Origin of the sequence: Acinetobacter sp. TWP2-2-3, from assembly GCF_049896445.1 — a bacterium.
Taxonomy (GTDB): Bacteria; Pseudomonadota; Gammaproteobacteria; order Pseudomonadales; family Moraxellaceae; genus Acinetobacter.
The window spans coordinates 528,864-550,519 of the sequence record NZ_JAFCUI010000001.1 but is presented as its reverse complement, the minus strand read 5'-3'; the positions used below and the strand labels follow the sequence as shown (position 1 = coordinate 550,519).

At 43.4% G+C, this 21,656-nt stretch carries 15 protein-coding genes; 11 read left to right on the top strand and 4 right to left on the bottom strand.

Features of this window, described 5'->3' with window-relative positions; translation table 11 throughout:
- Nucleotides 1-145 precede the first annotated feature (145 nt).
- The 5 genes from betI (at nt 146) to ACP7AK_RS02670 (ending at nt 7,335) form a co-directional block, all read left to right on the top strand.
- A complete protein-coding gene (gene betI, locus ACP7AK_RS02690) occupies nt 146-724 on the top strand; it encodes a transcriptional regulator BetI (protein WP_425878439.1) in 579 nt (192 codons plus the stop codon).
- A 21-nt stretch (nt 725-745) separates the two neighbouring features.
- Nucleotides 746-2,221 carry a betaine-aldehyde dehydrogenase gene (gene betB / locus ACP7AK_RS02685; RefSeq protein WP_425878437.1) on the top strand — a complete coding sequence of 492 codons (1,476 nt, stop codon included), beginning with the start codon at nt 746-748 and terminating at the stop codon, nt 2,219-2,221.
- Nucleotides 2,222-2,232: 11 nt separating this feature from the next.
- Nucleotides 2,233-3,888 carry a choline dehydrogenase gene (gene betA, locus ACP7AK_RS02680; RefSeq protein WP_336755013.1) on the top strand — a complete coding sequence of 552 codons (1,656 nt, stop codon included), beginning with the start codon at nt 2,233-2,235 and terminating at the stop codon, nt 3,886-3,888.
- 127 nt (nt 3,889-4,015) lie between these two features.
- Complete coding sequence (locus tag ACP7AK_RS02675) at nt 4,016-4,786, top strand: hypothetical protein (protein WP_425878435.1); 771 nt, start codon at nt 4,016-4,018, stop codon at nt 4,784-4,786.
- A gap of 341 nt (nt 4,787-5,127) precedes the next feature.
- Entirely contained in the window at nt 5,128-7,335 is a 2,208-nt protein-coding gene (locus ACP7AK_RS02670; RefSeq protein WP_425878433.1) for an OsmC domain/YcaO domain-containing protein, read from the top strand.
- A 250-nt stretch (nt 7,336-7,585) separates the two neighbouring features.
- On the opposite strand, the gene ACP7AK_RS02665 is transcribed toward ACP7AK_RS02670, so the two are convergent.
- Together ACP7AK_RS02665 and ACP7AK_RS02660 are read right to left on the bottom strand one after the other, a co-directional pair.
- Nucleotides 7,586-9,298, bottom strand: a complete 1,713-nt coding sequence (locus tag ACP7AK_RS02665; protein WP_425878431.1) for a 4Fe-4S dicluster domain-containing protein — start codon at nt 9,296-9,298, stop codon at nt 7,586-7,588.
- Nucleotides 9,299-9,521: 223 nt separating this feature from the next.
- Complete coding sequence (locus tag ACP7AK_RS02660) at nt 9,522-10,358, bottom strand: IclR family transcriptional regulator (protein ID WP_004280319.1); 837 nt, start codon at nt 10,356-10,358, stop codon at nt 9,522-9,524.
- A 503-nt stretch (nt 10,359-10,861) separates the two neighbouring features.
- Between ACP7AK_RS02660 and ACP7AK_RS02655 the strand changes: the two genes are divergently transcribed.
- The 6 genes from ACP7AK_RS02655 (at nt 10,862) to ACP7AK_RS02630 (ending at nt 18,939) form a co-directional block, all read left to right on the top strand.
- Nucleotides 10,862-12,016, top strand: a complete 1,155-nt coding sequence (locus ACP7AK_RS02655) for an acyl-CoA dehydrogenase family protein (protein ID WP_425878429.1) — start codon at nt 10,862-10,864, stop codon at nt 12,014-12,016.
- A gap of 31 nt (nt 12,017-12,047) precedes the next feature.
- Nucleotides 12,048-13,247, top strand: a complete 1,200-nt coding sequence (locus ACP7AK_RS02650; protein WP_425878427.1) for an acyl-CoA dehydrogenase — start codon at nt 12,048-12,050, stop codon at nt 13,245-13,247.
- Nucleotides 13,248-13,501: 254 nt separating this feature from the next.
- The gene (locus ACP7AK_RS02645; RefSeq protein ID WP_425878425.1) at nt 13,502-14,782 is read left to right on the top strand and encodes an MFS transporter; all 1,281 of its coding nucleotides are present in this window, start codon (nt 13,502-13,504) and stop codon (nt 14,780-14,782) included.
- A 40-nt stretch (nt 14,783-14,822) separates the two neighbouring features.
- Nucleotides 14,823-15,494 (top strand): 3-oxoacid CoA-transferase subunit A, encoded by a 672-nt coding sequence (locus ACP7AK_RS02640; RefSeq protein ID WP_005100322.1) that lies wholly within the window; start codon nt 14,823-14,825, stop codon nt 15,492-15,494.
- The gene (locus tag ACP7AK_RS02635; protein WP_005100324.1) at nt 15,494-16,153 is read left to right on the top strand and encodes a 3-oxoacid CoA-transferase subunit B; all 660 of its coding nucleotides are present in this window, start codon (nt 15,494-15,496) and stop codon (nt 16,151-16,153) included. Before ACP7AK_RS02640 ends, ACP7AK_RS02635 begins: the two co-directional genes overlap by 1 nt.
- 206 nt (nt 16,154-16,359) lie before the next feature.
- Complete coding sequence (locus tag ACP7AK_RS02630; RefSeq protein WP_425878422.1) at nt 16,360-18,939, top strand: bifunctional diguanylate cyclase/phosphodiesterase; 2,580 nt, start codon at nt 16,360-16,362, stop codon at nt 18,937-18,939.
- 175 nt (nt 18,940-19,114) lie between these two features.
- On the opposite strand, the gene ACP7AK_RS02625 is transcribed toward ACP7AK_RS02630, so the two are convergent.
- Complete coding sequence (locus tag ACP7AK_RS02625) at nt 19,115-20,314, bottom strand: MFS transporter (RefSeq protein WP_425878421.1); 1,200 nt, start codon at nt 20,312-20,314, stop codon at nt 19,115-19,117.
- A 17-nt stretch (nt 20,315-20,331) separates the two neighbouring features.
- Nucleotides 20,332-21,597: a DcaP family trimeric outer membrane transporter gene (locus tag ACP7AK_RS02620; protein WP_191112371.1), complete on the bottom strand. Its 1,266-nt coding sequence runs from the start codon at nt 21,595-21,597 to the stop codon at nt 20,332-20,334.
- Between the last annotated feature and the right edge of the window lie 59 nt (nt 21,598-21,656).

The following is a 21,656-nucleotide window of genomic DNA, read 5'->3' as shown; positions in this document are numbered from 1 at the left end:
GCTGTACATCAAGGGTGAGCTGGCACTATAATTTTTATTAATTGAACGTTCAATTAAAAAAGCGTTTATGAATTGTTACATCATTCAGCTATTTGCTTTAGCAGAGTGATTTTTTATTGTTACATCCGTTATTCAGGTTAGTCCTATGCCCAAAGTTGGTATGCAACCGATCCGTCGTCAGCAACTGATCGATGCCACCTTAGCTGCAGTGAATGAGCTAGGTTTTGCAGAAGCTTCAATTAGTCAGATTGCCCAAAGAGCAGGTGTCTCAACCGGCATCATAAGTCATTACTTTCGAGGTAAAAATGGCTTGATTGAAGCCACAATGCGTTACTTATTGCAGCAATTGGGTAAATCTGTTGCACAGATAAAGATACAGGTTGATGACTTACCGGAGCAGCGCTTACTGGCGATCGTACGTGGTAATTTTGCTGCTCCACAAACCGACAAGGCGGCCATGAAAGTCTGGTTGGCGTTCTGGGCTAGCAGTTTGCATCAACCTGAGTTACATCGGTTACAGCAGATCAATCATTACCGCTTACATTCCAACCTTAAATATGAATTCATGAAAAAGTTGAATAAAGACCAGGCAGAGAAAGCCGCTCAAGGTTTGGCAGCATTGATTGATGGATTCTGGTTAAGAGGTGCTTTGGTAAATGGCAAAATTGACCCAGAACTGCCGATTGAACTGTGTAGTGAATATATCCGGCAACAACTCAAATAACCCACCTGCGAGGAAATTCCATTGACAACATTCAAACTGCAACGTCCTTATATTCATGGACAATATGTCGATGCAACGTCCAATAGCACGTTTCAAACGATTAATCCTGCAACTGGCGAAGTTCTGGCAGACGTGCAGGTATGTACACAAGATGATATCGATCGCGCTGTTGAATCGGCACAACAAGGACAAAAAGTCTGGGCAGAAATGACGGCGATTCAACGTTCCCGTATTTTGAACAAGGCTGTTGCCATCCTCCGTGAACGTAATGACGAGCTGGCGCGTTTAGAAAGTCTCGACAGTGGTAAAGCTTTCAGTGAAACATCCACCGTCGATATTGCGACAGGTGCAGATGTACTCGAATACTATGCAGGTATTTTGCCAGCATTAGAAGGCCAGCAAATCCCGCTCAGAAGCAGTTCGTTTGTTTATACTCGCCGTGAACCTTTGGGTGTGGTTGCCGGGATTGGTGCATGGAATTATCCGGTTCAAATTGCCTTATGGAAATCTGCACCTGCACTGGCAGCAGGCAATGCCATGATCTTTAAAGCTAGTGAAGTGACGCCTTTAACTGCATTAAAACTGGCAGAAATTTATACTGAAGCAGGTGTGCCGCATGGTGTCTTTAATGTGGTTACCGGCAGTGGTGAAATTGGTGGTTATCTGACTTCGCATCCTGATATTGCCAAAGTTTCATTTACCGGTGGTGTCGCGACCGGCAAAAAAGTCATGGCCCAAGCTGCGAATTCCAGTCTGAAAGAAGTCACTATGGAGCTGGGCGGAAAATCTCCGCTGATTATCTGTGAAGATGCCGATCTGGATCTGGCGGCAGATATAGCCATGATGGCTAACTTCTACAGTTCTGGTCAGGTCTGTACCAATGGTACCCGCGTATTTGTACCTTTAGCTTTGAAAGCCGAATTCGAAGAAAAGATTCTGCAGCGTATTCCTTATATCCGGATGGGGGACCCACTCGATCCTGAAACCAATTTTGGTCCAGTTTCCAGCTTCTCTCATATGGAAAAAGTGCTGGATTATATTGAACAGGGCAAGATCGAAGGTGCACGCTTATTGTGTGGTGGCGGCCGTGCTGAAGATGAGCAGTTTGCCCAAGGCGCTTATGTGCTACCAACGGTATTTACCGATTGCCGTGACGACATGACGATTGTCCGTGACGAAATCTTTGGTCCGGTCATGAGTATTCTGAGTTATGACTCAGAAGAAGAAGTGATTCGTCGTGCCAATGATACTGAATATGGTTTGGCAGCTGGTGTCGTGACGCCGAATCTAGCACGTGCGCATCATATTATTCATCAAATCGAAGCCGGTATTTGCTGGATTAATACCTGGGGCGAATCTCCTGCAGAAATGCCAGTTGGTGGTTATAAACATTCGGGTGTCGGTCGCGAAAACGGTATTGTCACGCTACAGCAATATACCCAGACCAAGTCAGTTCAGGTCGAACTCAGTCCTTTCCAGTCTGTATTTAGCGCATAAGGGAGGATTGGATGAATTACGACTATATTATTATCGGTGCAGGTTCGGCAGGAAATGTGCTCGCAGCGCGTTTAACTGAAGATCCGGATGTGAAAGTCCTGCTGCTGGAAGCGGGTGGGCCGGATTACCGTCTAGACTTCAGAACACAAATGCCGGCTGCATTGGCTTATCCATTACAGGGACGCCGTTATAACTGGGCCTATCTGACCGATCCTGAACCACATATGAATAACCGTCGTATGGAGTGCGGGCGCGGCAAGGGGCTGGGCGGTTCTTCATTAATTAACGGCATGTGTTACATTCGCGGTAATGCTATGGATCTTGAACAGTGGGCCAGCCTGAAGGGGCTAGAACACTGGAGCTATGCTGAATGTCTGCCGTATTATAAAAAAGCTGAAACGCGCGATATTGGCGGCAATGATTATCATGGTGATTCTGGACCGGTTTCGGTCGCAACACCTAAAAATGGGAATAATGAACTGTTCCATGCCATGGTCGAGGCCGGTGTACAGGCCGGTTATCCACGTACTGATGACCTGAATGGCTATCAGCAGGAAGGCTTTGGGCCGATGGACCGTACCGTAACGCCGCAAGGCCGTCGTTCCAGTACAGCACGTGGTTATCTGGATATGGCCAAAGGCCGGGATAATCTTACGATTATTACCCACGCCATGACCAACCGGATTCTGTTTAATCGTAATCAGGCAATTGGTGTGGAATATTTTGAAGGACAAAATACTTTACAGCCGATTCAGGTCTTTGCAGATCGTGAAGTATTGCTATGTGCAGGTGCAATTGCCTCGCCGCAAATCCTGCAACGCTCCGGTGTGGGTCCGGCTGAACTGTTAAAAAGTTTGGATATTCCTGTGGTTCAGGATTTGCCAGGCGTGGGTGAAAACCTGCAGGACCATCTGGAAATGTACCTGCAATATAAGTGCAAAAAACCGGTTAGCTTATATCCGGCACTCAAGTGGTATAACCAGCCGATGATTGGCGCTGAATGGTTATTTTTAGGTAAAGGTATTGGGGCCAGTAACCAGTTTGAAGCCGGTGGTTTTATCCGCTCTTCAGACGAATTTGACTGGCCTAATATCCAGTATCATTTCCTGCCTGTAGCGATTAATTATAATGGCACCAATGCCATTCATGAACATGGCTTCCAGGCTCATGTGGGCTCTATGCGTTCGCCGTCACGTGGCCGTGTTCGTCTGAAATCCAAAGACCCGTTTGAGCATCCAAGTATTCTGTTTAATTATATGAGTACCGAGCAGGACTGGCGTGAATTCCGCGATGCCATCCGCATTACCCGGGAAATTATGCATCAGCCGGCATTGGATCCCTATCGTGGTGAAGAAATCAGTCCGGGAAAACATCTACAAACAGATGCTGAAATTGATGAATTTGTTCGTAATCATGCAGAAACCGCGTATCATCCATCATGTAGCTGTAAAATGGGTGAGGATGACATGGCGGTTGTCGATGGTTATGGACGCGTACATGAAATGCAGGGGTTGCGTGTGATTGACGCCTCGATTATGCCTTTGATCATTACCGGTAACCTCAATGCAACTACGATTATGATCGCTGAAAAACTGGCAGACCATATTCGTGGCAAACCTGCTCTTGCGCCTTCATCTGCACCTTTTTACAAGGCGCCTCGCGCTTAAATTATGGTTTTATTCCTGCCGCCTAGCAAAGCAGGAGTAAAGCGAATTTCAATTTTGTCCCAAAGCGGAGATAAAACCTCGACTGCTTTCGGTTTTATCTCCGCTTTACTTAATACATTTATATTTTATGAAAATATTCAATCAAACAGTGCTGTTTGGCTGTGCTGCTGTTTCAAGTTTTTACTGTTATGCCGATGATGCGGAAGTAAAACAAATAGAAGCAAGCGGAAACTTGAGTGTGGTCTCCAAATACGTCTCCCGCGGTTTGACCAATGCGCCTGAAAATGATGATGTTGCTGTACAGGCTGCATTGAATCTGGCTTATGGTAATTTTTATGTCGGATATTGGGGATCTACGCTTGGATACTCTTATGCAGAAGTGCAGGGGCGTCAGGGACATCGTTCAGACAAATTCGAGCATAACTTTCTGCTGGGTTATACCCATAGCAGCGAAAATTATGATTGGGATCTATGGAACGCAACCTATTATTATCCGGGCGGCAAGCATACTACCGGAAATGAGCTGGGTTTAAATATAAGTCGTGCATTGAATGATCAGACCAGTATTGGCGCCAGTGTATCGACCTATCTGTATGATGTGGCTTATGCCAATCAGGGCGATACTTTTTATACGCTTAACCTGAATCATCAGTTGAATGATCGCCTGAATGCCAGCATTACAGCAGCAGGAAGCTATTTTAACGATGAAGGCAAATATGAGGGCGGTGAACTGGGCGATACCGAAAAGCAGTTTGCCTTTCGTTATGCTTCTGCCGGACTCAGTTATGCGCTTTTACCGCAGTTGAGTATGTCAGGTGAATATATCTTTGGCGGTTATGACCGCTATGATGACAAGCAGCGTAATCTTGCAGTATTTGCACTGAGTTATGATTTTTAAAATTATGAAATCATTCAGACTAGGCGGGTGAAAATCTGCCTTATCTGCAACTTTGATTAATAGTATAAGCCATGACTTGAAGTTGATTCATGCTCCGGCAGCTCAGGAAAGACTGAGGATCTGGTTTAATCTGCCAGAATTTCAGACAAATATTATCAATTTCATAAAATAATTCTATAATAGCGCCCATTCTCGGCAGCGTTATCCAGACACTTCGTCAAATGGTATAACCTGACCATTTTCTATTTTTCATTCAAGTTCTCCTCCGTGAACCGGCTTGTATATTCAGATTCAGCATCTTATCTGTCCGTGACGGCACATAAGAATATTTAGGTATCCACATGGAAATTAAGGTCAATTATCTCGATAATCTTCGTCAGGAAGCCAAGTTCGATGACTTCACGGTAATCGCCGATCAGCCGATCCGCTATAAAGGCGATGGTTCGGCACCCGGCCCATTCGATTATTTTCTGGCATCTTCAGCTTTATGTGCGGCTTATTTTGTCAAAGTCTATTGCGCGGCACGTGATATTCCGACCGACAATATCCGCCTATCTCAAAACAATATCGTTGATCCTGAAAACCGATATAAACAGATTTTTAAAATTCAGGTGGAACTACCGGCTGATATTTCTGAAAAAGACCGCCAGGGAATTTTACGTTCGATCGACCGTTGTACCGTCAAAAAAGTAATTCAAACCGGTCCTGAATTTGTCATTGAAGAAGTAGAAAGTATCGATGCAGATGCTCAGGCCTTGTTAATGCCAAGTCTGGCTTCTGACCATACGACTTTCATTCCGGGTAAGGACCTTCCGCTGGAAGAAACGATTGCCAATATGTCTGCCATTCTGGCAGGCCTTGGCATGAAGATTGAAATCGCGTCTTGGCGTAATATCGTGCCGAATGTGTGGTCGCTACATATCCGTGATGCGCAGTCACCAATGTGCTTTACCAATGGTAAGGGTTCGACCAAAGAAAGTGCGCTGGCATCTGCCTTGGGCGAATTTATTGAGCGTCTGAATTGCAACTTTTTCTATAACGACCAGTTCTGGGGTGAGGATATTGCCAATGCCGAATTTGTGCATTATCCAGATGAAAAATGGTTCCAGCCAGGTCCAAATGGCGAACTACCTGCAGAAGTTTTAGATGAACATACCCGTGAAATTTATGATCCTGAAGATGAATTATTGGGTATCCATCTTTACGACACCAACTCTGGTAATAAAGCACGTGGCATCTGTTCATTGCCATTTGTACGTCAGTCTGATGGTGAAACCGTTTATTTCCCGTCGAATCTGATCGAAAACCTTTACTTAAGTAACGGGATGAGTGCCGGCAATACCTTGGCTGAAGCGCAAGTACAATGTCTTTCTGAAATTTTCGAACGTGGGGTAAAACGCGAAATTCTGGAAGGTGAACTGGCACTACCGGATGTGCCTGAACATGTTCTGGCAAAATATCCAAAAATTGTTGAAGGCATTAAAGGTCTGGAAGAACAGGGCTTCCCGGTTCTGGTCAAAGATGCTTCACTAGGCGGTCAGTTCCCGGTCATGTGCGTTACCTTGATGAACCCGCGTACCGGCGGTGTATTTGCCTCATTCGGTGCCCATCCTAACTTTGAAGTAGCATCAGAACGCAGTCTGACTGAACTTTTACAAGGCCGTAGTTTTGAAGGTCTGAATGATCTGCCAAAACCAACTTTTAGCAGCAATGCAGTAACTGAACCGAATAACTTCGTCGAACATTTTATTGACTCAAGCGGTGTGGTGTCTTGGCGTTTCTTCAGCGCGAAATCAGATTATGATTTTATCGAGTGGGATTTCACTAATAACGGTCAAAACTCGAATGCGGATGAAGCTCAGGAATTATTCACAATTCTGGAAGACATGGGCCATGAAGTTTATATGGCGGTGTATCAGCATCTAGGTGCAATAGCTTGCCGTATTCTGGTACCGGGCTATTCGGAAATTTATCTGGTAGAAGATCTGGTTTGGGACAATACCAACAAGGCTTTGCTCTACCGTGAAGATATCCTGAATCTGCACCGTCTGGATGATGAACAACTGGAAGCACTGGTTGAGCGTCTGGAAGAAGCAGATGAGGATGACTATACCGAAATCAAAACCTTGATCGGTATCGAGTTCGATGAAAATACTGAATGGGGTCAACTGACGATTCTGGAACTGAAACTTCTAATTTATGTGGCTTTGCAGCAATTTGAAGAAGCCAAAGATCTGGTTGAGCAGTTCCTGCAGTTCAATACCAATACCGTTGAACGTGGCTTGTTCTACCAGTGCATGAATGTCGTTCTGGAAGTCATTCTGGATGATGAAATGGAACTGGAAGATTATGAACACAACTTCCGTCGTATGTTTGGTGATGCCCGTATGGATGCCGTTCTCGGTTCAATCGAAGGCACAGTTCGTTTCTATGGTTTGACCGAAACCAACATGCAGCTTGAAGGGCTGGACCGTCATCTACGTTTAATTGACAGCTATAAAAAACTGCATGCAGCACGCGCCAAGTTTGTAGCAAATCAAAAATCTTAATGAATGACTAAAATTTTTCGTCATTGGTTTTAAATTTTAAAGATGGCTTAGCTCATTTTGGTTAAGCCATTTTTATATCCAGTACGCTATAAAATCTTTTCTATTATTTCTATTCTAACTTATTAATTCCAGCTCCCGAGGGAGCTGGGATTACCTAAAAAATTAAAGTGAAGTGTTAATACTAACTGCTTCAAGAGTGGGTATATGAATGTGAGAAATAGATGTATTTTTCTCATTCACAGGAATTACCTTACATATTCGGGTAATTCGGACCACCACCACCTTCCGGTGTCACCCAGGTGATGTTCTGGGACGGATCCTTGATGTCACAGGTCTTGCAGTGTACACAGTTGGCTGCATTGATCTGGAAACGTTTCGAACCGTCATTATTTTCCATAATTTCATAGACCCCCGCCGGGCAGTAACGCTGTGCAGGCTCATCCCATGTCGGCAGGTTGACTTCCACCGGAATCGAAGCATCGGTCAGTTTCAAGTGCGCTGGCTGGTTCTCTTCATGGACCGTATTCGAGACAAACACTGAAGACAGACGGTCAAAGGTCAGCTTGCCATCCGGTTTTGGATAGGTCGGCTTGAAGCTTTCAGCTGCCTGGGTTTTTAGCGCAGCATGGTCCTGAACCAGATCATGCAAGGTAAAAGGCACTTTAAATACGTTCTGGTCGATAAAGTTGAATGCGCCACCGATCCATTGACCGAACTTGTGCATTGCCGGGCCAAAGTTACGCGAGTTATATAGCTCTTCTTTCAGCCAGCTGTTGTTGAACTTGTCGGTATACGCGGTCAGTTCTTTCACGAAGAAATCTTCACCTTCAGCCACACGTGCCACCGCCAGATCACCGCCTTTTTCTACACCGGCCGCAATCGCCTCAAATACCGCTTCACCGCAGAGCATGCCGGATTTCATCGCAGTATGTGAGCCCTTGATCTTGGCAAAGTTCAGGAAGCCGGCATCATCACCAATCAAAGAACCACCCGGGAAGGTGAATTTTGGTAATGAGTTAAAACCACCTTTGGTCACAGCACGCGCACCATAAGAAATACGCTTACCACCTTCCAGATACTGCTTGATCAATGGATGGGTTTTCCAGCGCTGCATTTCCATGAAGGGATACATATGCGGGTTGGTGTAAGACAGATCTACGATCATGCCCAGAGTCACCTGGTTATTCTCAGCATGGTATAACCACCAGCCACCTGAAGAACCAGTTTCATTTAGTGGCCAGCCGGCACCGTGCATCACCAGACCCGGTTTATGCTTGGCAGGATCGATTTCCCAAAGCTCTTTAATGCCGATACCGTAGTGTTGCGGATCAGCGTCCTTGTCCAGGTTGAACTTCTGGATCAGACGTTTACCTAAGTGACCACGACAGCCTTCAGCGAAAATTGTGTATTTGGCATGCAGTTCATAACCCGGGGTAAAGTTATGCGTTGGTTCGCCATCTTTACCAATACCCATATCACCGGTTTGGATGCCTTTGACTGTACCATCGGCATGATACAGAATTTCAGACGCGGCAAAGCCCGGGAAGATCGACACTTCCAGCTCTTCGGCTTTCTGGCCTAACCAGCGCACCACGTTGCCGAGCGAGATGACATAGTTGCCATCATTGTGCATGGTTTTAGGCACCATCCAGTGTGGTGCTTCCTGTGATTTTTCATCTGACAGCAGGAAGAAGGTTTTATCTTCAGTCACCGGAACATTCAGCGGGGCACCCTGTTCTTTCCAGTCTGGGAACAGCTCGTTCATGGCACGCGGTTCAAGCACAGCACCAGACAGAATATGTGCACCGACTTCGGAGCCTTTTTCTACGACACAAACGGACAGATCGTTTAAGTTGTTTTCAATTGCAAGTTGACGAATTTTGATCGCAGCAGAAAGACCCGCAGGGCCTGCGCCTACGATGACGACGTCAAACTCCATCGATTCTCTTGTTATATCTTCCATAATATAAAATCCAATTTCGCTATACGATATTTATAGCATTATCTAAATCGGTTATGAAGCTTATTTTTGATCTTTTTATTTGGAATAGGAATTTATCTTTTTTAAATCTTATCTATTTCGCAGCATTAAAAAGGTTTGCTGAGAATTCTGGATAAAGGAAGAAGATGTGTAGATTGGGTATTCAATAAAAGAGCGACTTAATGTCGCTCTGATAATTAATTTTTTATATGTTATTGAGATTCATTGCAATATTATTCACCATGTGAATCAGACGCGGTCCAATTTCATTTTCCAGTTTTTCCTGATTTAACAGATAACTTGGGGCACCACAGTTAAACGTTAATATCCCATGTTTGGGGTGAACCAACGGAACTGCCACGGAATTCACATCCTTAGCCCAGTCACCTAAAGACAGACAGTAGCCATAATCCTGATAATCACGGATTGCACGTTCCAGATTACGCTTGATGGTTGGCCACTGATCTTCGTTTCTTTTCTTGATGGCATCAAATAAATATTCGCGTTCCTTCACATCCATCGCTGCCAGACAGGCCCGTCCCATGGCACTGCTATGAATCGGTAAAGTCGAACCGACAGGGCGGCGCATGGTTAGCGTCGATTCTGTATGTACCACTTCCAGATAAATCATGCTCAAACGGTCACGGGTAGCCATTGCCACAGGGGCTTGGGAATAACGGGACATTTCTTCCATAAACGGATAAGCCTGAGTCCGCGCAGAAATATTACTCAAAGCTGCATAACCCAAAGCCAATACGCCAACATCCAACAGATATTTCGTGGTATTCGGTAGTTGTTTTAAATAACCTAAAGAAACCAGGGTGCTGGTAATACGGGCCACAGTTGGCTTGGGTAAGTTGGTTAATTGTGCAATTTCCTGATTGCCAAGCAATTGATTGGTCGCTGAAAAGCAACGTAAGATTTCCAATCCACGCGCAATAGACGCAATAAATTGAGGATTATTTTCTCTATGAATATGTGAAATCGGATCTAAACGGATTTCATCAAAGTTGGGAATTTCACCAGTTTTATTTTTTGTCATGGTCAGGGCAATTAAAGTTAAATTAATGAATATGATAGCAACATAATTTCACGATACAAAATAAAACACTTCTACAAAAGATAAAATATAGGAAAAAGTGCCGAAATTATTTGTGGTCGAAAAGAATCCTGTTACCCAACTTTGAAGACAATATAAAATCATCTAGTTTTTTAGGTTTAACACGTAGCCAATACATTTAAAAAGTTTCGATTTCTCCGAAAGAGTCAGTGATCGATAAATATTACAGCAAGAAAAAAGGTTTAATTATCTATTCAAAAAAACTGATAAATAGAATAATCACTCATCAAAATATTTCGTATCGTGAAATTAAATATTAAACACAAATCAACTGGAATACCAGAAAAATTTCATTTTTTAGTTAAAATATAAAATTTTTAATAATTTCACTTGCTCAAAATGATTTTATATGATTATTTATTTCGTAATACGAAACAAAAATAAGGGTAAAGGAATTTACCTAAATTATATCCATGGAGATTCATATGATTCGTGATCCGGAAATGCTAGACCAACTTCTGTCAACGATTCGCGATTTTGTAAAAAATGAACTGGTGCCTCTTGAGCATGAAGTAGAAGAGAACAACGCCATTCCTGAACATATTGTGGAACAGATGAAAGAGCTGGGCTTGTTTGGCCTGACGATTCCAGAAGAATATGGTGGTTTAGGCATTACCATGGAAGAAGAAATTCTGGTCGCGATGGAGTTAGGTCATACATCAGCTGCATTCCGCTCTTTAATTGGTACTAACAACGGCATTGGCTCAAGCGGCATCATTATCGACGGTACAGAAGAGCAAAAACAGAAATATTTACCGCGTTATGCAACGGGCGAAATTATCGGGTCATTCTGTTTGACTGAACCAGATTCCGGCTCAGACGCTGCTGCTTTAAAAACCAGCGCTGTCAAAGACGGCGATTATTATATTTTAAAAGGAACTAAACGCTTCATTACCAATGCACCACGTGCCACGACATTTACCGTGATGGCACGTACCAATCAAGAGATTAAAGGTGCGAGCGGTATTTCAGCATTTCTAGTTGAAGCAGGTACACCTGGTTTAAGCCTGGGTAAAATTGACAAGAAAATGGGCCAACATGGTTCCTATACCTGTGATGTAATTTTTGATAACTGTAAAGTGCATAAAGATCAGCTGATTGGCGGTGTAGAAGGGATCGGCTTTAAAACAGCAATGCGCGTTCTGGATAAGGGCCGTCTGCACATTGCTGGTTATAGCGTCGGCATGGCAGAGCGTATGCTGGAAGATGCACTTAACTATGCAGTGGAACGCAAACAGTTTGGCCAGCCCATTGCGAATTTCCAGCTAATCCAAGGTATGTTGGCAGACTCCAAAGCCGAGATTTATGCAGCCAAATGTATGGTGCTGGATGCTGCGCGTCTACGTGATGCTGGCCAAAATGTTACGACTGAAGCCTCTTGTGCCAAAATGTTTGCAACTGAAATGTGTGGTCGAGTTGCTGATCGCTGTTTGCAGATTCATGGTGGAGCGGGTTATATCAGTGAATATTCAATTGAACGTTTCTACCGTGATGTGCGTCTGTTCCGTTTATATGAAGGAACCACACAAATCCAGCAAATTATTATTGCGCGTGAAATGATTAAACAAGCAACCGCCTAATCTCATAATTTTAAAATAAGGAAATATTAAAATGACGACAAAAATTAGATTTGATTGGCAAGACCCGTTTTTAATCGAACAGCAATTGACGTCAGAAGAACGCATGATCCGCGATGCGGCGGCAGCGTACTGTCAAGACAAACTGATGCCGCGTGTACTGGAACAGTTCCGTCATGAAAAAACCGATCCCGCTATTTTCCGTGAAATGGGTGAACTCGGCTTGCTTGGCCCAACCATTCCGGAACAGTACGGTGGTGCAGGTTTAAATTATGTCAGTTATGGTCTGATTGCCCGTGAAGTTGAACGTGTTGATTCAGGTTATCGCTCAATGGCCAGCGTACAAAGCTCTCTGGTGATGGTGCCCATTAATGAATTTGGTTCTGAAGAGCAAAAGCAGAAGTATTTACCAAAATTAGCAACCGGTGAATATATTGGTTGCTTTGGCTTGACCGAGCCAGATCATGGATCAGATCCTGGCAGCATGATTAGCCGTGCCAAAAAAGTCGAGGGTGGTTACCGTTTAACAGGCGCAAAAATGTGGATTACCAACAGCCCGATTGCCGATGTATTTGTAGTTTGGGCCAAAGAGGTATCTGCTGAAGGCAATGTCGGTGACATTCGTGGCTTTATTTTAGAAAAAGGCTGGGAAGGGCTTTCTGCTCCAACGATTCACGGCAAGGTGGGTCTACGTGCCTCAATCACCGGTGAAATTGTAATGGATAACGTCTTTGTTCCAGAAGAAAATGCATTTCCGGAAGTTCGCGGTTTAAAAGGGCCTTTTACCTGCTTGAATAGTGCACGTTACGGGATTGCCTGGGGTGCCATGGGAGCTGCAGAGTTCTGCTGGCATACCGCACATCAATACACCATGGACCGTAAACAGTTTGGTCGACCACTCGCTGCGAATCAGCTGATCCAGAAGAAACTGGCAGATATGCAAACTGAAATTGCACTCGGTTTGCAGGTGGCTTTACGTTTTGGCCGCATGAAAGATGAGGGCATTGCGTCAGTTGAAGGTACGTCTTTAATTAAGCGTAATAACTGCGGCAAGGCGCTGGATATTGCCCGTTTGGCCCGTGACATGATGGGTGGAAATGGCATTAGCGATGAATTCGGTGTAGCCCGTCATCTGGTTAATCTGGAAGTGGTAAATACCTATGAAGGTACCCATGATGTACATGCCCTGATTTTAGGTCGTGCACAAACCGGAATTGCAGCCTTTTGCAACTAAACCTGACATCAACTTCTAGCCAGCATTGCTGGCTAGATTGTTTTACGGGTTTAAGAATTGTGCTTAATCACATCATTCAATGTATTGCTACGTGATTTCTGCAGAGAAAATTTATCAAGAACTTTGAAAATCATTTTATACCACCTTGCTAAAGCGTGGTAATGATCAGCGAATATTCTATATTTCACCTAAATAATTAAGTGAAATATGCGTTTTAAAAAGGCACAGGAGTGCCGAAAAGTAGAAAGAGCATTATGGATACGATCAGTTCACAACAACACCCAGTGGAAGGTGGAAACGAACCCAAGCAAAGAGTCTGGATTCTGGCCTTTATTTTCTCATTTTTAGCATTATTGGTTGATGGTGCTGATATTGCGTTATTAGCCTACAGTCTGACCAGTCTGAAACAAGAGTTTTCATTAAGTAATATGCAGGCCGGTGCCTTAGGGAGCTGGACGCTTGCAGGCATGGCTATCGGCGGTTTTTTTGGTGGCTGGGCTTGTGACCGTTTTGGCCGGGTTCGTGTGATCGTCATTGCCATTGCATTATTTTCTTCATTAACCTTCTGGTTAGGATTCGTAGAAAGTTATGATCAGTTCAAATGGCTGCGCTTTACGTCTGCGATTGGACTAGGTGCTCTATATATTGCCTGTAACACACTCATGGCAGAGTATGTACCCACCAAATATCGCTCTACAGTATTGGCAACGCTTATGACTGGCTGGACTTTAGGCTCGGTGGTCGCAACTGTTCTGGCTGGATGGCTATTGCCTGAATTTGGCTGGCGATACCTCTATTATATTGCCATTATTCCAATTGTACTGGCCTTCGCGATGTACTTCTTGGTGCCTGAGCCGAAAGCCTGGTTAGATGCGCGTAAAGCACGCCTGGATGCAAAAGCCAGTGGTATTCTGCAGGAAAAACCAAAAAATACTTTTAAAATGATTTTTGAAGATGCACTTAGCCGTCGCATGTTTATCCTCTGGTCCTTCAGTACCGCATTTTTACAGTTTGGCTATTATGGAGTCAGCAACTGGCTACCGGCGTATTTAGAGACTGATCTGGGAATCAAGTTTAAAGAAATGACCATATATATGATCGGGACTTTCCTGATCATGATGTGTACCAAAGTTATTGCTGGTTTTATCGCTGACCGGATTGGCCGTCGTGCGGTATTTGCTTTCGGCACTATGGGTACTGCAATTTTTATCCCTGTGATTGTCTTTGGTAATACGCCGGATAATATCCTCTGGCTGATGTTATTTTTCGGTTTTCTCTATGGTATTCCATACGGTATTAATGCGACTTACATGACAGAAAGCTTCTCCACCAAAGTGCGTGGAACAGCAGTGGGTGGGGCATATAACGTAGGCCGACTGGGTGCGGTGTTTGCACCTCTTACCATTGGCTATTTTGCTCAAGGAGGCTCAATTGGTACCGGCTTACTGATTATGGGCATTGCCTATTTTCTTTGCGGCCTGATACCCGCTTTCTTTATTAAAGACCGCTTATTTGATCCACAAAAGGCAGATTAATCTGCACTCGTAATATAGATAGAACATGCTAGGAAGCAATATGATGAATAAAATCACGCAGGATATCGAGACGGTACTTAAGCAAATTCCTGATGGTGCACACATTATGACCAGTGGTTTTGGCCTGGCAGGTCAGCCGGTAGAATTAATCGAAGCATTAATTGACTTTGGTCCTAGAGACTTAACCATTATTAACAACAATGCAGCTTCTGGAGATCGTGGTCTAACCAATCTGCTGTTGTCTGGACTGGTTAAAAAAATGATCTGTTCATTTCCACGGGCCAATAACTCAACCGTATTTGAAGACCTGTATAAAGCCGGAAAAGTTGAGCTGGAACTGGTGCCACAGGGTAATCTGGCCTGTCGTATTCAGGCAGCCGGTGCTGGCTTAGGGGCTGTTTTTACTCCAACCGGTTTTGGTACCAAAATAGCTGAGGGTAAAGAAACCCGTAATATCAATGGAAAAGATTATGTGCTGGAATATCCGATTCATGCAGATTATGCCTTGGTGTATGCCAATCAGGCAGACCGTTGGGGCAACTTAACCTACCGTAAGGCAGCACGGAATTTTGGTCCAATCATGGCCAAAGCAGCAAAAACCACCATTGCACAAGTCCATCAAGTTGTGGAACTGGGGGAGCTTGATCCAGAGATCATTGTAACGCCAGGGATTTTTGTACAGCATGTGGTCAAAGTTGGAGATATTAAATAATGAATATTCAAAAACGTACACGTGAACAGATTGTGGCCAAAGTTGCACAAGACATTCCAACTGGCTCTTTTGTAAATTTGGGTATTGGTTTGCCGACACGCGTAGCTGGTTATTTAAAACCTGAACAAGGAGTAATTCTGCACTCGGAAAATGGCGTTTTAGGTTTTGCTGCATTGAGTGATCCCGAACAGGCAGATGATGACCTGATTAACGCCGGTAAAGAACTCGTAAGCATGTTGCAAGGTGGCAGTTTTATGAATTCTGCCGACTCTTTCGATATCATGCGAGGCGGGCATCTGGATATCTGTATCATGGGGGCTTTTCAGGTCGCTATTAATGGTGATCTGGCGAACTGGCATACCGGTAATGCTGATGCTGTACCTGCTGTAGGCGGTGCGATGGATCTGGCAGTGGGTGCTCGCTGTGTCTATGTTTGCATGGAACATGTGACCAAAAACGGTGAGGCAAAAATTGTTGAAGAACTGACTTATCCTCTAACAGGTAAACATTGTGTCAACCGTATTTATACTGATTTGTGTGTGATTGAATTAAAAGACCGACAAGCTCAGGTTATTGAAATAGTGGATGGCTTAAGCTTTGAAGAATTACAACAGCAGACAGGCTGTAAATTAGTGGACAGTCGTCAACAAGCAGCCTAAAAATAAGTCCGCAATATTCTGATTAAGTAAAAGTATAGTTTTAGATCACAGCTTCGGCTGTGATTTTTAAATTTTAGAATTATTATCAAATACACGTAATATTGACCATATTTCCGTATTTTAAAGATATAAATACAAACTTTTGCTAATGATTATTTTAATAATAAGTCTAAAATGTTAACAAGCTAAGGAAGGTGATAGTCTGAATGAATAATAATTGTGATGATCAAGAAATTTTTCATATTTTTAATCTGATTGGTCGCCATACTGAACTTAAGCCTATCCTCGATGTCATTAGCCAGTGGCTTGAATCGCGCATTCCAGATGCGCTTGTCACCATTATGCTCTATCAGGATGACACCCAAACTTTAAATGTTATAAGTGGCAAACAGCACTTTTCAAAAGAGTACTGTAATGCTATTCAAGATTTGAAAATTGGGCCAAATCAAGGATCGTGTGGCGTAGCTGCTTTCTTACGTCAGTTGGTCATTAGTCCGAATTTAATGAAAGACCCAAACTGGCAGCCTTACCGTGCTTTGGTAAACGCAGAAAAATTGTCTAGCTGCTGGTCTATGCCGATTATTAATGCTTCAGATATTCTATACGGAACGTTTGCCACCTATTATCGAACACCCAAAATACCGACTGAACCTCATATTCAGCTTTTACAGCAAGCGGCAAAATTAGTTGCCCTCGCAATCGAGCTTGATCAGGAACGTCAAAAAAGACATGAGCTTAATGAAAAATACAGCTCATTTTATACCTATCATCCAGATATTATTTTTGAACTTGACCTGCAGGGACATGTGCTTAATACCAATATTGCTTGCGAAGAAATTACAGGTTTTTCTAAAGCGCAAATTCATGGTCAGCACTATTGTGCCTTCATACCGCCCGAATTCCATGAACTTGCGAATGTTTCATTTTCAGAAGCAGCGCAAGGTAAATCTCAACATTATGAACTTCCAATTTATAATGTTGCAGGCGATATCTTATGGCTGGATCTGACCAATTTACCGATTATTCAAAATCAGAAAGTCACCGGTATTATTGGCATTGCCCGAGATATTACTGTATCGCGTGAAAACAAGGAGTCTCTACGATTATTAAAACGTGGGGTAGAGGCTAGTCCGAATAGTCTTTTTATTACCGATGTCTCTGAAGAAAGGCTAATGGTGTATGTGAATCCAGCTTTTCTAAAGCTCACCGGTTATACGGCAGCAGAAGTACTAGGGCAAAGCTGCTTTTTCTTACAGGGTCCAGATACTGATCCGGATCAGATTGCATTACTCAAGCAAGCAGTTAAAGAACAAAAAGAAATTCAGGTAACTATAAAAAGTTACTGTAAAGATGGCAGCTGGTTCTGGAATCGTTTAACCCTAGGTCCTATTTTTGACCAGACAGGAACCTGCACCCATTTTTTGGGGATTCAGGAAGATATTACTCAGCAACGTATTCACGAAGAATATATTCAGCATCAGCATACTCATGATCATTTAACCGGTTTACCGAACCAGCATGCATTCAAACAGATTCTGGAAAATATTTTTGAAGCACAGCACGAGAGCTCACAACCTTTAGTCTTGCTGTATTTAGATCTGGATGATTTTAAAAATATAAATGACAGCTTAGGTCATCTGGTGGGTGACCAGATTCTCAAAAGTGTGGGCGAGCGGCTGCAAAAATTTGTTCAAGGCAATAATGTGCTATGCCGCTTCGCTGAAGATGAATTCATTTTGCTGCTCTCAGGGACAGATGAGCACACTGAAGTCGAGGTGATTGCTGGAGAAATTCTTGATCTTCTTTCCATGCTGTTTATCGTCGATCAGTACAAAATACATTTAAGTGCCAGTATTGGTATCGTGGCAGATGACAGTTCGATTCATCATTCTTCTGAATTGATTTATCAGTCTGTTTTGGCGATGCAGGAAGCCAAAAGACAAGGTCGTAATATGTGGCAGTGGTATGAAAAAACCAGAATGCAGCCTGTCGCAGAAATAGACTATACTAATCTGCGTCTGGAACTCATGGAAGCGATCAATCAGGAAAATTTTGACCTGTTCTATCAGCCGTTGATTCATCCTGAAACTGGACTGGTAACAGGTGTAGAAGCTTTAATCCGTTGGTGCCATCCACAGCAGGGTTATATTTCCCCAGCGATTTTTATTCCACTTGCAGAAAGAACCGGGCAAATTATTAGCGTAGGTCAATGGGTATTGGAAAAGGCCTGTTTAGATATTGCGGAGTGGAACAAGACGCACAATAGCCAGATCACAGTATCGGTGAATATTTCTCCTTTGCAATTCCGTAGAGCAGGCTTTTTGCAGGTACTTGAACATGCGCTTGAACTCAGTCAATTACCGCCGGAATTACTTAAAATTGAAATTACGGAAGGTGTCATCATTAATGGTGCAGATCGAACGATAGAAATTTTGAAAGCAGTACGTGCTTTAGGTGTACAGGTTGCCATTGATGATTTTGGTACAGGTTATTCGAGTCTCAGTTATCTGCGTCGCTTGCCGATTAATCAAATCAAGTTAGACCGTAGTTTTATTGAAGAACTGACCCTCGATGGTCAGGATGCTGCAATTGTGCAATCGATTATTCACTTGGCACATCAGCTGGATTTGGAAGTTGTCGCGGAAGGGGTCGAAACTTTAAGTCAGGCCAGTTTGCTCTATCAACAGGGTTGTGATCTGCTACAAGGCTTCTTTTATGCAAAACCTGCGCCTTTAACTGAATTGAAGCCTGTTTATCTCGCAATGGAAAATAGTAAATTGAATTAACTCTAAAAAGTTAAGATATCAATATTTTCAACCGCTTTTCAGATAGAAAGACAATGATAAACAGGTCTAAAGAATTTTCCTATTTTATGAGCGTATCATCTTTAGAATTTGCACTTGGTACAGAAAGCGGGATAAAAAAATAAGCTTTTTAACCCCCAAAGGTTTTTAACAGTATCTAAGGCTCAGGCTGAATATTGGCTAAATTTCTTTCTTGGTTTAAATCATAATAGTTAATCACAAAGATCAACACGGCAAAAATAAAACCTAAAATGACACAGGCAGACCAGCCATAGCTTTTCCATAAATGCAGCGATAAAAATGCTCCCAGACCAGCACCTGAAAAATAACAGGTCATATAGATGGCATTAATCCGCGAGCGAGCCTGCATTGAAATTCGATAGACCAGATTCTGGTTCAGGACATGCAAACAGGAAATTCCGAAATAAGCCAGAATCAAGCCCAGGATATAAATCCATAAATAATTTTGGGCAAAGAATAAGGGAATCCAGGCCAGAATCAGTCCACATGTGGCTAGGTGCGCAATCCATTTTTCCCGATGCCTGCCAATCATTTTACCGGTCCACTGAGAGGAACAGATGCCGACCACTCCCACAATGCCCATGAGGCCAATCTGGAAATCGTTAAAATGATAAGGTGCTTCAGCCAGAATAAAAGTCATGGTAGTAAAGATAATACTCAGCATGCCAAAGCCCAAACCTCCGATCATACTCCGCCGGATCAGCATGGGTTCTGTTCGGGCAAAGGTAAATAGTGAGCGATAAATTTGCAATATATTCATCTGCAACTGGCTCTTGGCGCTCGGCAACTGGAACCACATGGCCAGACTTAGCAGAAGAATTGCACAACCACTAAATAGGTATACTGCATGCCAGGACCATAAAGTAGAAATCAGTCCGGCCACGGTACGGGCAAATAGAATACCAACCAGAACACCACTCATGAGCAGGCCAACGACTTCGGCACTTTTATCACGTTGCGACAGGCTGGCGGCAAAAGGAATCAGAATCTGGGTGGTGATCGAACAAAAAGAGGCGAGCAGAGTAAAGCCATATAACATATGCAGATTGGTACTGGCTGAAAGCCCAATAAGCGCCAGTCCGGTACAGAACATTAAAATACAGATATACAGCCGTTTTTCGAACAAATCCCCCAAGGGGACAAACAAAAATAACCCGGTGGCATAGCCAATTTGGGTTAGTACTACAGTCCAGCCAGACTGAGCTACACTGATCTGCAGATCCTCTGCAATAGAATAAATCAAGGGCTGGTTAAAATAGTTACAACCTGCGCAGAGTGCGCAGGTCATTGCCATCATGAACATGAAACGGCGTGAAATTTGCCCTTGGGCTGACATCCTTGTCTCCTGAGGCTTTAAAAACTATAGTTGGCAGAGAGGTTGATACGCGAAATATCTGCTTCCTTGTTGTCAAAGGTTTCACGCTTACCATGATGATATTCTGCACCGAGATTAATCTTTGGAACAGGAGAGTAGATCACGTTGGCCACATAGTCCGTTAAACGTTTATTGGTTTCAGGATTCGCGCGTGCATAGTCGCTGGAATCATCAAAATCAACAACGCTGGCATTAATACTACTCCGTAGTTTCGGCGTAAATTTATGCGTAAATCCGATATTTAAACTGTTAAACTCATTCAGTAAAAGTTCATTATTGGCTGTATCAACCGAATAATCTCCACCCCAGGCAGCGCCATCAGTTGTTGATCCTTGAGTCAAGAAAGCGGCAATACGCTGATCTCCGACCATATGGAAATAGTTCCCCTGGATCGAGTTTTGATCATCAAAACGGTAACGTCCACCAAGACCTACACCCCAACCGACTTTTTCAATATCACCTGTATCTGTTTGCGCCTGCTTTTGATTGACAAAGCCTTGAGCTAATAAATGAAGAGGGCCTGATTGATGAACATATTTAGTGGTTAATGCAGGCAAAGCAGAAGAACGATCGCCACCGGCCATATATTCCAGACCGACATTCCAGGTATTTTCTGGATCAAGTTTGAAAGCATAGCTCACCTGAGGCGTACGTAGGACTGATCCACCCAGGAACAAGCTGTAATCGACAGCTTCAGTGCTAATCTCTGGTGTTGACATCAATGACCAGGCCTGACCAAACGTCCAGTTATAGTATTTTAAGTGTGCATGACGGATACGTAATCCACCATCGCCTTTACCATTGTTGGTCCAGAAGTCGGCTTCTAAACGAGCAGAAACATTCGGATTGCCTCCTAGATCTTTGGCCAGGAAACCAATCCGGCTGGCAGCCGCAGTAAAATCGGAACGTACAGAATCCGGTTCAGTAAAAGGTACTTTATTAATCTGGTTAATGGTACGGCCACGGGCTTCAGTAGTACTTTTGAAATCGACTGCACCATCAAAGCGGATCAAGCCATAAACATCGACATTATCTACCATTGAACTCAGCGTTTTAGAGTCTTGCGCTTTGGCTTGTTCCTGCTGGTTCTTTAATGCAAGTTGCGCGGCTTTTTGTTGTTCTAGTTCTGCCTGGATTTGCTTTAACTGTGACTCAAGAAATTGCATACGGTCTTCAGAAGCTTCTGCTGAAAATGCCTGTGCTGAAGCAATACCACATAATGTCGCTAAAACTAATTTTTTCATTTCTTAATCCCTAAAGAAATTTTTAATCCTGAATGAAAGGAGACCTTTCTATACTGACG

Excerpts from the sequence above, each read along its gene's own strand:
- betI (WP_425878439.1), top strand. The coding sequence starts at position 146 with ATGCCCAAAGTTGGTATGCAACCGATCCGTCGTCAGCAACTGATCGAT.
- betA (WP_336755013.1), top strand. The coding sequence starts at position 2,233 with ATGAATTACGACTATATTATTATCGGTGCAGGTTCGGCAGGAAATGTG.
- ACP7AK_RS02675 (WP_425878435.1), top strand. The coding sequence starts at position 4,016 with ATGAAAATATTCAATCAAACAGTGCTGTTTGGCTGTGCTGCTGTTTCA.
- ACP7AK_RS02670 (WP_425878433.1), top strand. The coding sequence starts at position 5,128 with ATGGAAATTAAGGTCAATTATCTCGATAATCTTCGTCAGGAAGCCAAG.
- ACP7AK_RS02665 (WP_425878431.1), bottom strand. The coding sequence starts at position 9,298 with ATGGAAGATATAACAAGAGAATCGATGGAGTTTGACGTCGTCATCGTA.
- ACP7AK_RS02660 (WP_004280319.1), bottom strand. The coding sequence starts at position 10,358 with ATGACAAAAAATAAAACTGGTGAAATTCCCAACTTTGATGAAATCCGT.
- ACP7AK_RS02655 (WP_425878429.1), top strand. The coding sequence starts at position 10,862 with ATGATTCGTGATCCGGAAATGCTAGACCAACTTCTGTCAACGATTCGC.
- ACP7AK_RS02650 (WP_425878427.1), top strand. The coding sequence starts at position 12,048 with ATGACGACAAAAATTAGATTTGATTGGCAAGACCCGTTTTTAATCGAA.
- ACP7AK_RS02645 (WP_425878425.1), top strand. The coding sequence starts at position 13,502 with ATGGATACGATCAGTTCACAACAACACCCAGTGGAAGGTGGAAACGAA.
- ACP7AK_RS02640 (WP_005100322.1), top strand. The coding sequence starts at position 14,823 with ATGATGAATAAAATCACGCAGGATATCGAGACGGTACTTAAGCAAATT.
- ACP7AK_RS02635 (WP_005100324.1), top strand. The coding sequence starts at position 15,494 with ATGAATATTCAAAAACGTACACGTGAACAGATTGTGGCCAAAGTTGCA.
- ACP7AK_RS02630 (WP_425878422.1), top strand. The coding sequence starts at position 16,360 with ATGAATAATAATTGTGATGATCAAGAAATTTTTCATATTTTTAATCTG.
- ACP7AK_RS02625 (WP_425878421.1), bottom strand. The coding sequence starts at position 20,314 with ATGTCAGCCCAAGGGCAAATTTCACGCCGTTTCATGTTCATGATGGCA.
- ACP7AK_RS02620 (WP_191112371.1), bottom strand. The coding sequence starts at position 21,597 with ATGAAAAAATTAGTTTTAGCGACATTATGTGGTATTGCTTCAGCACAG.